Annotated in this window: 13 protein-coding genes and 1 pseudogene; 11 read left to right on the plus strand and 3 right to left on the minus strand. The window is 60.1% G+C overall.

The features are described 5' to 3' along the window. Window positions 1-14: 14 nt before the first annotated feature. On the minus strand, window positions 15-929 hold the full coding sequence (locus KHQ24_RS08060; protein WP_017898723.1) for a LysR family transcriptional regulator: 915 nt from the start codon (window positions 927-929) through the stop codon (window positions 15-17). A 100-nt stretch (window positions 930-1029) separates the two neighbouring features. Between KHQ24_RS08060 and KHQ24_RS08065 the strand changes: the two genes are divergently transcribed. From KHQ24_RS08065 to KHQ24_RS08095, 7 genes are read left to right on the plus strand one after another with little or no spacing between them, the layout of a single operon-like run. Next, a complete protein-coding gene (locus KHQ24_RS08065; RefSeq protein WP_017898722.1) occupies window positions 1030-2028 on the plus strand; it encodes an aldo/keto reductase in 999 nt (332 codons plus the stop codon). A gap of 49 nt (window positions 2029-2077) precedes the next feature. Next, the gene (locus KHQ24_RS08070) at window positions 2078-3265 is read left to right on the plus strand and encodes an MFS transporter (protein ID WP_017898721.1); all 1188 of its coding nucleotides are present in this window, start codon (window positions 2078-2080) and stop codon (window positions 3263-3265) included. Next, a complete protein-coding gene (locus KHQ24_RS08075) occupies window positions 3262-4326 on the plus strand; it encodes an aldo/keto reductase (RefSeq protein ID WP_023289473.1) in 1065 nt (354 codons plus the stop codon). The genes KHQ24_RS08070 and KHQ24_RS08075 overlap by 4 nt, the downstream gene beginning before the upstream one ends. A 60-nt stretch (window positions 4327-4386) precedes the next feature. Beyond that, the gene (locus tag KHQ24_RS08080) at window positions 4387-5871 is read left to right on the plus strand and encodes an FAD-dependent oxidoreductase (protein WP_064189698.1); all 1485 of its coding nucleotides are present in this window, start codon (window positions 4387-4389) and stop codon (window positions 5869-5871) included. Between the two features lie 2 nt (window positions 5872-5873). Then, window positions 5874-7079, plus strand: coding sequence for an acetyl-CoA C-acyltransferase (locus KHQ24_RS08085; protein ID WP_130938958.1), 1206 nt, complete (start codon window positions 5874-5876; stop codon window positions 7077-7079). Window positions 7080-7092: 13 nt separating this feature from the next. Beyond that, the gene (locus KHQ24_RS08090) at window positions 7093-7878 is read left to right on the plus strand and encodes an AfsA-related hotdog domain-containing protein (RefSeq protein ID WP_211777213.1); all 786 of its coding nucleotides are present in this window, start codon (window positions 7093-7095) and stop codon (window positions 7876-7878) included. Beyond that, entirely contained in the window at window positions 7859-8512 is a 654-nt protein-coding gene (locus KHQ24_RS08095; protein ID WP_211777214.1) for an HAD family hydrolase, read from the plus strand. The genes KHQ24_RS08090 and KHQ24_RS08095 overlap by 20 nt, the downstream gene beginning before the upstream one ends. A 61-nt stretch (window positions 8513-8573) precedes the next feature. Here the strand turns inward: KHQ24_RS08095 and KHQ24_RS08100 are convergent, their stop codons facing one another. Then, on the minus strand, window positions 8574-9848 hold the full coding sequence (locus tag KHQ24_RS08100; protein WP_004204074.1) for a Glu/Leu/Phe/Val family dehydrogenase: 1275 nt from the start codon (window positions 9846-9848) through the stop codon (window positions 8574-8576). A 212-nt stretch (window positions 9849-10060) separates the two neighbouring features. Beyond that, a pseudogene (locus KHQ24_RS08105) lies at window positions 10061-10207 on the minus strand (hypothetical protein). 169 nt (window positions 10208-10376) lie between these two features. Here KHQ24_RS08105 and KHQ24_RS08110 point away from each other — a divergent pair. The 4 genes from KHQ24_RS08110 to astB are packed head-to-tail and all read left to right on the plus strand — an operon-like array spanning window position 10377 to window position 15442. Continuing rightward, the gene (locus KHQ24_RS08110; protein WP_211777215.1) at window positions 10377-11582 is read left to right on the plus strand and encodes a bifunctional succinylornithine transaminase/acetylornithine transaminase; all 1206 of its coding nucleotides are present in this window, start codon (window positions 10377-10379) and stop codon (window positions 11580-11582) included. 18 nt (window positions 11583-11600) lie between these two features. Then, complete coding sequence (astA, locus tag KHQ24_RS08115; protein ID WP_165473577.1) at window positions 11601-12623, plus strand: arginine N-succinyltransferase; 1023 nt, start codon at window positions 11601-11603, stop codon at window positions 12621-12623. Beyond that, a complete protein-coding gene (astD, locus tag KHQ24_RS08120; RefSeq protein ID WP_049004372.1) occupies window positions 12614-14080 on the plus strand; it encodes a succinylglutamate-semialdehyde dehydrogenase in 1467 nt (488 codons plus the stop codon). Before astA ends, astD begins: the two co-directional genes overlap by 10 nt. 21 nt (window positions 14081-14101) lie before the next feature. Further along, entirely contained in the window at window positions 14102-15442 is a 1341-nt protein-coding gene (astB, locus tag KHQ24_RS08125) for an N-succinylarginine dihydrolase (protein ID WP_211777216.1), read from the plus strand. The last annotated feature ends 9 nt before the right edge of the window (window positions 15443-15451 follow it).

A 15451-nucleotide genomic window follows, 5' to 3' on the forward strand; every position in this document is an offset into this window, starting at 1 on the left:
CCCCCTCAGGCCATTTACTCATGGAGGATGCTCTTATTCTGCGCCATCACCCAGGTGATAAAAGCGCGCAGGGGCGCGGGAATATGTTTGCGACTCGGATAGTAGACGCAGAAATGATCCGCCGGGTAGCGGTAGCTGGGCAATAAGCGGATCAGGCTGCCGGCGTTCAGTTGCGCGGAGACCAGCGACTGATAGACAAAGGCGATCCCCAGTCCGCTCTCCGCCGCCTGGATCATCGCCGTATCGGAATCGACGACCAGATCGCCTTTGACTGCGACTTCGCCTGGCTCGCCGTCGGGGCTGATAAACTCCCACCGATACTTTTCGCCGCTGGGAAAACATCGGTTGATACAGCGAAAATTGATCAGCGACTGCGGGGTGTCGGGCGCTCCGGCCTGGCGGAGATAGTCCGGGCTGGCTACCGGGATCAGCGACAGTTTCTCGCCAAAGGGGATGGCAATCATATCTTTGGGCACATCCCGGGAATAACGAATGCCAGCGTCAAAACCGGACTCGATAATATTCACTTTCCGATCGGTGGTAAACAGCTCCAGCGTCACGTCAGGATAGGCGGTTTTAAAAGCAATAAAATAGCGCTGAAAGAAAAGGTCGAGAACAATGCGCGGTAAATTGACTTTCACCACCCCTTCCGGGGTCAGACGGTGATAATTCAGACTGTCGACTACCCGGCGATAATCATTAACCACCGGCGTCATATTATTAAGAAATTCCTCACCCACGGCGGTTAAAGACAAACTGCGCGTCGAGCGATTGAGCAGGCGCACGCCTAATTTTTCTTCCAGATGATTAATAGCGCTGGTGAGGGCCGGCGGTGAAAGATTTAATGCTCTGGCAGCTTGTCGAAAACTACCATGTTTCACTATGAGTATTAATATTTCAATTTGTTGCAAATCAGGCAACGTTTTCATTGTTAATTTCCAGCTAACACCGCGTTCGGAATAGATTAATTGTTATCAATGTAAAAGGGAAGTATATATTTAATAACATTCAGCACGTAAGGAAAATAAGGTGAAAACACGTTATCTCGGAAAAGAGAAGTTCCAGGTTTCCGCATTGGGTCTCGGGTGTATGGGAATGAGTTTTGCCTATGGCGGCGCTGAGGAGTCGCAGGCGATAAATACCATCCATGCCGCAGTGGACATGGGCGTGACCTTCCTCGATTCCGCCGAAGTGTATGGGCCATTTGACAATGAAGTCCTTGTCGGGAAAGCGATTAAAGGCATCCGCGATAAGGTGCAGATTGCCACCAAATTTGGCTTTCGTATTCTGCCGACCGGCCAGGGGCTGGAGCGGATGGCCGGCGTCGACAGCCGTCCGGAACATATTCGTGAGGCGGTGGAAGGGTCGCTGAAGCGGCTGAATATCGAGACCATCGATCTGCTCTATCAGCACCGCGTCGATCCCGCGGTGCCGGTGGAAGAGGTGGTGGGCACCATGGCCGACCTGGTTAAAGAGGGTAAAATTCGCCACATCGGGCTGTCGGAAGTGTCAGCCCAGACGCTGCGCCGGGCCTGCAAGGTGCATCCGATTACCGCGGTGCAGACGGAATACTCGCTGTGGACCCGTGAGCCGGAGGGCGGCATCCTCAAGGCCTGCCGCGAGCTGGGGGTGGGCTTTGTCCCTTACAGCCCGCTGGGGCGCGGCTTCCTGACAGGCAAAATCACCGACCCCAGCCTCTTCGCTGCCGATGATTTTCGTCGCAATCTGCCGCGCTTCCAGGCCGAAACCATGCGCAAAAACCAGCAGTTGCTCGACCATCTGCAGCAGGTCGCCGGCCGCTACGATGCCACCCTGGCGCAGATGGCTCTCGCCTGGGTGATGAGCAAAGGCGAAGATATCGTGCCGATCCCCGGGGCACGAAAAATCAATCACCTGCGCGATAATGCCGCTGCGGCCGATATTATGCTCTCGCCTGAAGATATTCTCACCATCGATCATATTTTCGCTGCCGAAAACGTCGCCGGCTTACGCTATAACCAGGGCGACTTTAATTTAATCGATAAATAATCTCCTGAATACGTTCCTCCCGCCGTTCTGGCGGGAGATAAGGTAACTTATGACTATTGCTGTTTCCCGTCCGGCGGGATTGCCTGCGGCGGTGTATGCGCTTTCCGTGGGTTCATTTGGTATTGGCACCACCGAATTTGTGATTATGGGTTTATTACTCGATGTGGCCCATGATTTTCATATATCCATTACCCTTGCCGCCTGGTCTATTACCGCTTATGCCTGTGGGGTGGTGATTGGCGCGCCGCTGCTTACGCCGCTATTAAGCCGTTATCGCAAAAAACCGGCGCTGTTATTTTTGATGATCTTATTTTCCATTGGAAATTTAGGCTGCGCGATCGCCGGTAATATGACCATGCTAATTATTGCCAGGGTAATAACCGCTTTCGCTCACGCTTCGTTTTTCGGAATAAGCTCAGTCTATGCCGCGGAGCTGGCGCCGGTAGATAAACGAGCTTCGGCGGTCTCCGCCGTGTTTCTCGGCGCCACCCTGGCCAATATTCTGGGCGTGCCGCTCGGCGCCTGGGTGGGGCAGTACCTTGGCTGGCGCTATACCTTCTATATGGTCACGCTGATCGGCGTTCTCTCCGCCCTGGCAGTCATTGCCCTGGTGCCTGGCCGTCAGGCGCAACCGTCGGCCCAGAGCCGGATCCGTGATGAGCTAAAGGTGCTCCGCCATCCCGCGGTGCTGCGCAGCCTGCTGATCACTGCCCTCGGGTTCTCCGGCGTCTTCGCCGCCTTCACCTACATCGCGCCGATGCTGAAAACCGTCACCGGGATGAGCGAACACCTTATTCCGCCGGTGCTGATGCTGTTCGGCGTTGGGATGGTCGCCGGGAATCATCTTGGCGGCCGACTGACCGACGGCGGCGTCCGCCGGGCGCTGCTGCTGACTCTCGCTTTGCTGAGCGTCGTCCTGTGCCTTTTCCCGTTGGCTATTCAGACGCTGCCTGGTGCCTGCGCGGCGGTGTTTTTGCTGGGGGCGGCGATGTTCTCCACCATTCCGCCGCTGCAGATGCAGGCGCTGGACAGCAGTGAGAGCGGTAAAAGCATGGTCTCCTCGTGCAATATCGCCGCCTTTAACCTCGGCAATGCCGGCGGCGCCTGGTTTGGCGGGCTGCTGCTCGCCTCTGGCGTCTCTCTATCTCACATTCCTCTGGCCGGTGCTTGCCTGACCGCCAGCGGATTGGTTATCGCTAGTGTGACGTTGTCACCTTTAAAAGGAAGTCAAGCATGAAGTATCGGTATTTAGGTTCCACCGGGCTGTCGGTTTCGGAGCTCTGTTTCGGCGCCATGACGTTTGGTGAGAAAGGGGCCTTTCTCGGCGCGCCGGGGCGCAACTGGTCGGAATTCGGCGTGGTGCCTGAGCAGACGGCCTACGATCTGGTGTACAAAGCGCTGGACGCCGGGATTAACTTTTTTGATACCGCGGACTGTTATAAGAACGGCCAGGGCGAAGAGCTGCTCGGCAACGCGCTGAAGGGAAAACGCCAGCAGGTGATTATCGGCACGAAAGGGCGCTGGCAAACCGACCCCAACCCGAATGCGCTGGGGGCGTCGCGCTACCATATCATCAATGCCGTCGAGGCCAGCCTGCAGCGGCTGAAGACCGATTATATCGATATCTATCACCTTCACGGGTTCGATCCGCGCACCGCACTGGAGGATACCCTGCGCACGCTGGATACCCTGATCCGCGCCGGGAAAATTCGCTATATCGGGGTCTCCAACTACGCGGCCTGGCAGCTGGCGAAGGCGCTGGGGATCTCGGAGCGCCTTGGGCTGGAGAAATTCTGCGTCTATCAGGGCTATTACAATATCGCCGCGCGTGAACTGGAGCATGAGATTATCCCGCTCAGCGTCGATCAGAACGTCGGCATCACCGTCTGGAGCCCGCTGGCCGGGGGCTTTCTCACCGGCAAATACCCGCGCAATCAGGCGTTTCCCGAAGGTAGTCGCCTGGCGAACGCCACGCCGTTCGAATCCGCGCCGATCGCCAACCGCGAGCAGGCCTGGCAGACCCTGGAGGTGATGCAGGAGATTGCCCGCCAGCGCAACGCCAGCGTCGCGCAGGTGGCGCTCAACTGGCTGCGTACCCGTCCGGGGATCGCTTCGCTGGTGATCGGCGCGACCAAACTGGCCCAACTGGAAGATAACCTGGCGGCGCTGAACTGGACGCTGAGCGACGAGGAGACGGCGATCCTCAACAGCGTGAGCGAGAAAGAGAAACCATACCCCTACTGGCATATCTGCAATGTCGCCGGCGATCGTCGTCTGGCCGATGATATCTATCCCTAATCACCCTGCACCCAGGCAACACGCGTATGCCCCACATGGGGCATACAGAGAGGCTCGATCGTGAAAAAAGTACTCATTGTTGGCGCCGGCCCGGTAGGGTTAATCATTGGCTGCTATCTGAATAAGTATGGAATTGATTTTGATATCATTGATAAAAATACCCACAGCACCACCTGGTCCAAAGCGCTGAGCGTCAGTCCGGCGACCATTAAAGCCTTCCACGGCTTAGGCCTTGCCGGGGAACTGATCGCCCAGGGAAAACAGGTGCAGTCAGTCTACGCTTACTATAAAAACCGCAAATTTCTGCATATTGATAACCGCCGACTCGCCACCTGCTATCCCTTCCATGTCAGTATCCCGCAGCCGCGGACGGAGAAGATCCTCGAAACGGCATTAGCCGCCGCCGGGCGGCAGGTGAGACGCGGGCACCAGCTGGTCTCCTGGCGCCGGGAGGGGGAGCGCTATCACGTCTCCCTGCTCGACGATGCCCGTCGGGCCTGTTCCGCCGCTTATGACTATATTATCGGCGCCGACGGCGCGGCCAGCACCGTCCGGGAGCTGGCCGGGATCGGCTTTAGCGGTCATGACTATCCGCTGCATTTTGTGATGGCGGATGTGCAGTTCGACCCCGCGGCGGCGCTCCCGGGGACCTCCTACCATATTGATGAGCAAGGCTTTCTGATTTTCCTGCCCATGCCGGACAATCAGGTCAGGATTGTGATTAAAAAAGCCGGGCGCTTGCCGTCGCCGCGTCCGGTGCCGGACCTGCAGGAGATTAACGCCGCGCTGGCGCGCTACTGCCCTCAGGTGCCGCCGGCGCAGAGGCTCACCTGGTCCTCCAGCGCCAATTTCTATAACCGCATCGCCGATGACAATCTGCAGCACCATATTATGCTGGCGGGAGATGCCTTCCACCTGTTCAGTCCCATTGGCGGGCAGGGGATGAACACCGGCGTCCAGGATGCGGTGAACCTCGCCTGGAAGCTGGCTTTCTGTCTGCACGGCGTGGCCACTGACCGACTGCCGGCGTCCTATCGCACCCAGCGCTTCGCCGCGGTGAGCGGTGTGCTGCGCTCCACCGACCATGATACTGGCCTGATCGCCGGTCTGGTGCCGAGAAATCATATCGATGGGGTCTACTTTCCGGAGTTTTGCAACCGTCACTACTATCGTCACCAGCTGCCGCTGCAGTACGCCGGTTTCACCGCGACGCAGGCGCAGGAGCCGGACGGCCTCGCAGGACACCATGTTCCCTGGTACGTTTTTGCCTCGCCGCAGGCGACGTTTCGCAACAGCTATGACGCCTTCGCCAGCGGTAAGGTGGTGATCTTTTCCGCCCGCGCCGCCTGTCCTCCTTTGTCCCGCCTGAAGCAGGCCGGCTGGTTTATGTTCTGCCCGCTCGATCCGGTGGACGAGGCGTTTCTCGAAGCGCTACAGATCGGTCCCGATGACTACGCGGTGGTCAATCCCGATGGCTATGTGGGCTTTACCGGCAGCGAAGCCGGGACGCGGCAGTATCTTTCCTCGCTCTACGTAATGGAATAATCATGAACAAAGTCTATATCGTCGCGGCCTGCCGTACGCCGGTGGGGCGCTTTCTTGGCGCCCTGAAAACGGTCTCCGCGGTGGAGCTGGCAGCGCTCACCGTCAGGCACAACCTGCAGCAGGCCGGCATTGACCCGGCGTGGATCGATGAGGTGATCTGCGGCTGCGTCCTCGCCGCCGGGCAGGGAATGGGACCGGCGCGTCAGGTTGCGCTGCGGGCAGGGATCCCGGTGCAAACGCCGGCTTACACCCTGAATATGATCTGCGGTAGCGGCATGAAAAGCATGACCGAAGGGGCGATCCATATCCAGAGCGGTTATGCCGACCTGGTGGTCGCCGGCGGAATGGAAAATATGAGTCAGGCGCCGTTTTTGCTGCAGGGAGAGATAAGGGGCGGGATGAAATTCGGCGCATTCAGCAGTGAGGATGTGATCCAGCGCGACGGGTTAACCGATCCGCTGCTGCAGATTTCGATGGGGGAAACGGCGGAGGCCATCGCCGCGCAGGAGCAGATCTCGCGCGCGGCGCAGGACCAGTATGCGCTGGAGAGCCATCAAAAAGCCTCCGCCGCCAGCCGTGCCGGCTATTTTGCCGATGAGATTGTGCCGGTGACGGTCAGCGCGAAGCGGGGCGTCAGCACGGTCCGCGAGGATGAGCCGATCCGCCATGATCTTAGCGCCGGGCAGCTGGCGGCGCTGAAACCGGCTTTTCGCGCTGACGGCAGCGTCACGGCGGGCAACGCCTCCGGGCTGAACGATGGCGCCGCGTCGGTGATCCTCGCTTCGGCGCGCGCCGTTGCCCGCTATGGCCTGCAGCCGCTGGCGGAGATCGTCTCCTTTGGCGAAGGCGGCGTCGATCCGTCCTTGATGGGGCTCGGCCCACTGCCGGCGATAGCGTGCGCCCTGCGCCGCGGTGGTTTTCAGCTCAGCGATATGGCCCGGCTGGAGATTAACGAAGCCTTTGCCGCGCAGGTATTGGGGGTGGTCAGGGGACTGGCCAGAGAGCATCAGATGACGGAGGAGGAGATTGCTTCCCGCCTGAACGTCCACGGCGGCGCGATCGCCCTCGGTCACCCGCTGGGCAGTTCCGGGACGCGGATCGTGGTCAGTCTGGTGCACGCGCTACGCCGGGAGAATCAACCGACCGGCTTGGCGTCGCTGTGCATCGGCGGCGGGATGGGGATTGCGTTACTGGTGAAAACGATCTGAGGAGACAAGCGCCATGGAAAAATTAATTGTGGTGGGTGAGAAATTTACCGATTTTGCCCGGCGGCATGAGAATGTGCTGACGGTTAATGAGTTTGAGCGGTTTGTCTGGAGCGGCGAGCTGGCCGGCGTCGATAAAATCATTATCGGTCAGGGGGGACAGCTCGACGACATCTCCCGCACCATCTGCATTATTCGTCAGCACTATCCGGATAAAATCCGCCAGATCGTCAATCTGCAGGATCTCTATTATCAAAACAACCGCGATCATCAGCGGCTGGTACATAAACGTAAAAAAGCGAATATCCTCATCACCTCGCCGGAACAACGCGATGAGGATAGCTATTGCGCACGCCTGATCCTGCAGGATGCCTCGGAGTTACTCTGCGACCACCAGACCGGGCAACATATTCAGGGGATGGTGCTGATCGAGGCGGCGCGGCAGACCATCATCGCCACCTCGGAAAAATTCCTGTTGGCGGAGGCCGGCGTGGCAATGGCGGAGAAGTACTTTACCCTGAGCTCGCTGCAGGTGGCCTTTTCCTGCTTTGTTTTTCCGCTGCCGGTGACCATCGTCCTCAATGTGGTGTCACGCAAAAGTTCAGCCCATGGCCGCTTTACCTGCGAATGCTCGGTGGGGTTTGACCAGACCGGCACCCGCAAAGCGGAAGTTGGCTTTAGCTTCAGCGTCTATGACCTTAACTACATCACTCGCAAAGAGTGCGAGCAGGCGGCGCAGTGCCATCAACATTATCTGGTCAGTATTGAGCAGGGGGACGGGGATGAGCATCGCCTTTTTTGATGTGGATGAAACGCTGATTACCGGCAAAAGTATGTTCCTGTTTCTGCACCGCTATGCCGAGGAATATCCGCTGCAGTGCGGTTTGACGGCCGCGGCGATTGTCCGCCAGCTTCAGGCGCTTAGCGAAGCGGGTCAACCGCGGGAAGCGATCAACCGCTACTATTACTCGCTGTTTCGCCACGAGTCGCGTCCCTGGGTGCGGGCGGTCGCCGAGCGTCTGTATCGCGAAGGCGGATATGGTTTTCACCACGAGGTGGTGGCGCGCCTCAGGCAGCATCAGGCGCGGGGGGATGACGTGGTGTTTGTCTCCGGGTCGATGACCGACATTCTCTGGCCTGCGATGGCGGCGCTGGGGGTGGAACATGCCCTGTGCTCGGAGCCGGTGGTGGTGGATGACCGCTATACCGGCGAGCTCTGGCGGACCGCCATCGGCGAACACAAGGCGGCGCATGCTCAGTGCTATGCGCAGGAACAGGGCCGGCCGCTGGCGGCGTGCTACGCCTTTGGCGATCATATCTCGGATCTGCCGCTGCTCACCGTGGTTGGTCACCCCTGCGCGGTGAATCCCTGTCCGGGTCTGCTGGCGGAGGCGCAGCGTCGGGGATGGCCGGTGCTGTGGTCCACCGTCGGCTGACGGCGCGACGGCAAAAAAAAGGGTGGCGCAATGCCACCCCTGGTGCACTTTCTGACGGGGATCAGCCCGGGTAGATGCCGCGGTCTTTACGCGCCATCAGGATGCGCTCGCAGGCCACGATATAGGCGGCGGTACGTAGCGTACATTCTTTCTCGGCCGCTTTATCGCAGACGTGAATGATGGCGTCGGTCATGATGCGGTCCATCTTGGCGTTGATCTCCTCTTCGCTCCAGAAGAAGCTGGCCATGTCCTGCACCCACTCAAAGTAGCTGACGGTCACCCCGCCGGCGTTACAGATAACGTCCGGCACCACGATCACGCCGCGCTCGGCCAGCACATCGTCCGCTTCCGGATAGGTTGGGCCGTTAGCCCCTTCCAGCACCAGTTTGCAGGTCAGCTTCTCAGCGCGCTCGCGGGTGATTTGCCCTTCCAGCGCCGCCGGGATCAGGATGTCCATTGGGGTGGTCCAGAAAGCCTCTTTATCAATCTCCTGGGCGCCCGGGAAACCCGCGATCTGCTTTTTCTCCGCCTGCCAGGCGGTGAGGGCAGCCATATCAATCCCGCCTTCGTTGTACAGGGTAGCGGTGTGATCCTGAATAACCACGATACGGGCGCCGACGCCGGCGAACAGGCGCGCTGCTTCGCTACCGACGTTACCAAAGCCCTGCAGCGCCACTTTAGCGCCTTCAATTTCGATGCCGGCGCGACGGGCCACTTCCCGGCCGGTGACGAACACGCCGCGTCCGGTGGCTTTTTCACGACCGAGGGAGCCGCCTAGGTGGATCGGTTTGCCGGTGACCACGCCGGTGATGGTGGTGCCATGGTTCATGGAGTAGGTGTCCATCATCCACGCCATTACTTTGCCGTTGGTGCCAACGTCCGGCGCCGGAATATCTTTCTGCGGCCCGATGATAATGCCGATTTCGCTGGTGTAGCGGCGAGTCAGGCGTTCCAGTTCACCTTCCGACAGCGAGAAGGGGTCGACGCGGATGCCGCCTTTGGCTCCGCCGTAAGGAATATTGACCGCGGCGCACTTAATGGTCATCCAGGCAGAAAGTGCCATGACTTCGTTAAGATCGACATCCGGATGGTAGCGAACACCACCTTTACCCGGTCCACGCGAAAGATTGTGCTGAACGCGATAGCCCTCGAAGTGGCGAATGGTGCCGTCGTCCATCTGCACAGGGATGTCGACGATCAGCGCACGCTTCGGATGGCGCAGGGTTTCCACCCAGTAGGCAAGATCGCCGAGATAAGGCGCGACACGGTCGATCTGGCGCAGGTAGGTGGTCCATGGAGATGTACTACTTTCAGATGCGTAAGATAACTTTTCCATAAGAGTCCTGTTTCTCAGTGTTATTTATGTCGTGTAAAACCGTGGAATAGCTACAGCAGTAAACTCTGTGCAATGAATGGTATCACCAATTTTATAAAGCGGTATTTGACGGCAATTCCGATTTTTAAATTTTTGTTAGATTTTTTATTTTTTAAGTGAATAACTACGCACAAGAACCACCCGCAAGCTGTGCATTTTAATTCACTTTTTATTCACTTAAGTGAATAGAAAAATATTTTTTCTATGTTTTTCATTATCTTGATGATCTTCAAAAAGTGAATAAATTGCGTTTCCCCGTATTGACAATCTTATTGTTCACAGGCCAGCATTAGCCCACACAACAACATGGCATTAACCATGAATTAACAATTACCCGCATAAAGAATAGGGCTTAACTTTTCTGTGGTGAATATTTTTACCATCGCAGCGGGCGCGCTCGTGCCCAAAATAAGCCGAGGGTCAGGGTTAATGTCGATTGTCCAACGCGACGGGAGCGTTTTCCGTCGCCTTACGTTCCGGAGATAAATTATGTCAGGCAGCATGACTCGCGAAGATTTTGACGCTTACCTGGTTCCCTGTTTTGCCCCCGCGCCGTTTATTCCGGTGAGGGCGGCGGGCTCCCGCGTCTGGGACCAGCATGGGAAAGAGTATATTGATATGGCGGGCGGCATCGCAGTGAACGCCCTGGGCCATGCTCACCCGGCGCTGGCAGAGGCCCTGCAGGGGCAACTGGCGAAACTGTGGCATATCGGCAATGGCTATACCAACGAACCGGTGCTGCAGCTGGCGAAAACCCTCGTGCAGTCCACCTTTGCCGACAAGGTGTTCTTCTGCAACTCCGGCGCCGAAGCGAACGAGGCGGCCCTTAAGCTGGCGCGGAAATATGCCCACGATAAGTTCGGCGGTGAAAAAAGCGAAATCATCGCCTTCAACCACGCCTTCCACGGTCGCACGCTGTTCACCGTCTCCGTCGGCGGCCAGCCGAAATATTCCAGCGATTATGCGCCGCTGCCGCAGGGCATTACCCATCTGCCCTATAACGATATCGAGGCGGTGACTGCGGCGATCTCCTCGCGCACCTGCGCGGTGATTGTCGAGCCGATTATCGGCGAAGGTGGGGTGATCCCGGCGGACCCGGCGTTCCTCCAGGCGCTGCGCGCCCTTTGCGATCGCCATCATGCCACCCTGATATTTGATGAGGTACAGACCGGCGCCGGGCGTACCGGCCATCTCTACGCCTACCAGCATTACAACGTCGTCCCGGACATCCTCACCAGCGCCAAAGGGCTGGGGGGCGGCTTCCCGATCGGCGCGATGCTGGCGAAAGAGGCCTGGGCGGAGGTCTTCCAGCCAGGCACCCATGGCACCACCTTCGGCGGCAACCCGCTGGCGGCGACCGTCGCCAACGCCGTGCTGGCCCATCTGGATGCGCCGCTGCTGGCGGGCGTCGGCGAGCGCCATGCGCTGATCGTCGACCAGCTGAATGCCCTCTCTGCCCGTTACGATGCGTTTAGCGCCGTGCGCGGCGCCGGTCTGCTGATCGGCGCCGAGCTGGCGGGACCGCTGCGCGGGAAGGCCAAAACCCTGACCAACCTGGCGGCGGAAGAGGGTGTGATCGCCCTGATTGCCGGTCCGGACGTGCTGCGCTTCGCGCCGGCGCTCAATATCCCGCTGGCAGATATTGCGGAAGCCTTCGTGCGCCTCGATCGCGCCGTTGCCCGCTTAATCCGCTAACCGGGAGGACGGCCTGTGATGCTATTTCGTCCCGTACGGGAAAACGATCTTGACGACATCGTCCGCCTTGCCGCGCGGGCGGGGATCGGCATGACCTCCTTACCCCATGATGCCGGGCGCCTGGCCGCCCGGATCCGCCGCAGCATTGACACTTTCGCCGGCGCGCTGCCGCGCGGCCAGCAAGGCTTTCTGTTTGTGCTGGAAGACACCACGCTGGAGCGGGTGGTGGGGGTCAGCGCCATTGAGGTGGCGGTAGGCCTGGACGAGCCGTTTTACAATTTTCGCATTCAGAAAACGGTCCGCGCCTCGAAAGCGCTGGGGGTCTACAAGCCCCAGGAGCTGCTCAATCTGAGCTATGACCACACCGGCCACAGCGAGCTGTGTACGCTGTTTCTCGACCCCGAGTATCAGCGCAACCGCAACGGTCTGCTGCTCTCCAAAGCGCGGTTTTTGTTTATCGCCGCCTTCCGCGAGTGGTTTTCGCCGCACCTGTTTGCCGAACTGCGCGGCTGCAGCGATGAGCAAGGGCAGTCGCCGTTCTGGGATGCGCTGGGCCATCACTTCTTCGAGATCCCGTTCGCCGATGCCGACCGGCTGACCGGCACCGGCATGAAAACCTTTATTGCCGAGCTGATGCCGGCGTACCCGATCTATATCTCGCTGCTGCCGGAGAATGCCCGTCAGGTTATCGGCCAGGTGCACCCCAACACCGCCCCCGCGCGGGCGATCCTCGAGAAAGAGGGGTTCAGCTGGCGCGGCTCGGTGGATATTTTCGATGCCGGTCCGGTGCTGGAGGCGGAGACCGATCAGATCCGCGCCGTGCGCGACTGCCAGTGCCTGCCGGCTCAGCAGTTGGCGGGCACGCTGTCGGCGCCGACGCTCGTCGCCAACGGTCAGTTCGACAATTTTCGGGCGCTGCTGGTGGCCCACGAAGAGCAGGTCTCACTGGACGCCGCCGCGCTGGATGCGCTGCAGGTCACTGAGACCGACCGCGTTTATACGGTAACCCTGAACCCAGAGGAAAACAGATCATGGCGGTAAAAGCACAGTTCATAGCCGGGCAGTGGCAGCCGGGCAGCGGCGCAACGATGAGCAAACTGGCCCCGGAGGATCAGTCTCTGCTGTGGCAGGCGGCCAGCGCGGGGGCCGACGACGTCCAGGCGGCCTGCGCCGCGGCGCGCGCCGCGTTTTATCCCTGGTCGCACCGCCCGCTGGCCGAGCGTATTGACGTCGTACAGCGTTTCGCCGCGCTGCTGGAGACGCATAAAGAGGCGCTGGCGACCCTGATTTCCCGGGAGACCAGCAAGCCGCTGTGGGAGACCCGCACCGAAGTGCAGGCGATGATCGGCAAAGCCGCCATCTCCATCGAGGCCTATCACCAGCGGACGGGCTTTCACGAGTCGACGATGCCGGACGGTAAAGCGCTGCTGCGCCACAAGCCGCACGGCGTGATGGCGGTCTTCGGCCCTTACAACTTCCCGGGCCACCTGCCCAACGGGCATATCATTCCGGCGCTGATCGCCGGGAATACTATCGTATTTAAACCCAGCGAGCTGACGCCGGCCACTGCGGAACTGACGGTCCAGCTGTGGCAGCAGGCGGGCGTCCCCGACGGGGTGATTAACCTGCTGCAGGGCGGGAAAGCCACCGGCCAGGCGCTGCTGGAAAACCGCGATATCGACGGCGTGCTGTTCACCGGCAGCGCAGCGGCGGGTTTCCACTTTCATCGCTACTTCGGCGGCCAGCCGGAGAAGATGCTGGCCCTCGAAATGGGCGGCAACAACGCGCTGATCGTGGCTGATGTGGCCGATGTTGATGCGGCGCTACATGTGATTATCCAGTCGGCGTTTATCTCCGCCGGACAGCGCTGCACCTGCGCGCGCCGGCTGATTGTTCAGCGCGGCGAGCAGGGGGATGCGCTGCTGCGGCGGCTGGTGGAGGCCAGCGCGCAGATCCGCGCCGGGAAATGGGATGACCAGCCGGCGCCGTTTATGGGTGGGGTGATTTCCCTTGAGGCGGCGCAGAACATGCTGGCGGCGCAGCAGAAACTGGAGGCGCTTGGCGGCAAGGTGCTGCTGCGCCTGCGCCAGCCCGACCCGCACTCCACGGTGCTGACCCCGGGGATCGTCGACGTCACCGGTATCGAGGTGCCGGATGAAGAGTACTTTGGCCCGCTGCTGACGGTTATCCGTTACGACGACTTCCCGGAGGCGATTCGCCTCGCCAACCAGACCCGCTATGGCCTGGCCGTGGGGCTGATCTCCAGCGATGCGGCACAGTTTGACCAGCTGGCGGACGAGGCGCGCGCCGGGATCGTCAACTGGAACAAGCCGCTGACCGGCGCTTCCAGTAAAGCGCCGTTTGGCGGGGTGGGCGCCTCCGGTAACCACCGCGCGGCAGCGTGGTACGCCGCCGATTACTGTGCCTGGCCGATGGCCTCTCTGGTCAGCGACACGCTGACGCTTCCGGCGAACGTATCGCCGGGCCTGCCATTCTGATAACGGATCCTGTGAGGACATATGTCTGGTTTTGAAGCTAACTTTGATGGCCTGGTCGGCCCGACGCACCACTATGCCGGACTCTCCGTCGGCAATGAAGCCTCGCAAAATAACCGCGATGGTCTCTCTAACCCTAAAAAGGCGGCGCTGCAGGGGCTGTATAAAATGAAAGCCCTTGCCGATCGCGGATTCGTGCAGGGGATTCTGCCGCCGCAGCCGCGGCCGAACCTGCGTCTGCTGCGCGACCTGGGATTCGAGGGCAGCGATGAGCAGGTCATCCGCCAGGCGGCCCAGGCGGCGCCGCAGCTGCTCTCCGCCTTCAGCTCCGCCTCGTCGATGTGGACTGCTAACGCGGCGACCGTTTCGCCGTCGGCGGATAGCGCCGATGGCAAAGTTCATTTCACCGTCGCCAACCTGAACAATAAGCTGCACCGCATGCAGGAGGCGCCCACCACCTCGGCGATCCTGCGCGCCACCTTCGCCGATCCGCGCTACTTCGCCCACCACGCGGCGCTGCCGCAGCATGGCGACCTCGGCGACGAAGGTGCGGCCAACCATAACCGCTTCTGTCGGGAGTATGACCGGCAGGGGGTGCAGCTGTTTGTCTACGGTCGACGCGCCAGCGGCGGGATCGCCCCGATGAAGTATCCGGCGCGGCAGACCCTGGAGGCCAGCGAAGCAGTGGCTCGCCTGCATCAGCTGGATCCGCGCTACACGGTGTTTGCCCAGCAGGCGCCGCAGGCTATCGATCGCGGCGTGTTTCATAACGACGTTATCGCGGTCAGCAATCGCCATGTGCTGTTCCACCATCAGCAGGCGTTTGTCGATCAGTCGACAGTATTGGCGACGTTGCGGGCAAAAAGCGACAGTCTCGATATTCCGTTTACCAGCGTGGAAGTGCCGGACGAGCGGGTGTCGCTCGATGACGCGGTGGCCTCCTATCTGTTCAACAGCCAGCTGCTGAGCAAACCCGACGGCAAGATGCTGATTGTGGTGCCAGAGGAGTGCAGCCAGCGGGAAAACGTCTGGCGTTACCTGAGCGATCTCGCGGCCGACAGCGCGTCGCCGATCGATGAAGTGGCGGTTTTTGACCTGCGGGAAAGCATGCGCAACGGCGGCGGCCCGGCCTGCCTGCGGCTGCGGGTGGTGCTCAACGAGTCTGAACGTAAGGCGGTCAACGCCCACAGCCTGATGAACGACGAACGTTACCAGCAGCTGACGGCGTGGGTGGAAAAACATTACCGTGACCGGCTGCACGCCCGCGATCTGGCAGACCCGCAGCTGCTGCGCGAGGTTTATCAGGCGCTGGATGAGCTGACGCAGATCCTGCGTCTGGGCGCTGTCTATGATTTTCAGCGTTAAGGAGCGGCA

Origin of the sequence: Klebsiella sp. 54, assembly GCF_018223875.1 — a bacterium.
GTDB lineage: Bacteria > Pseudomonadota > Gammaproteobacteria > Enterobacterales > Enterobacteriaceae > Klebsiella > Klebsiella quasipneumoniae.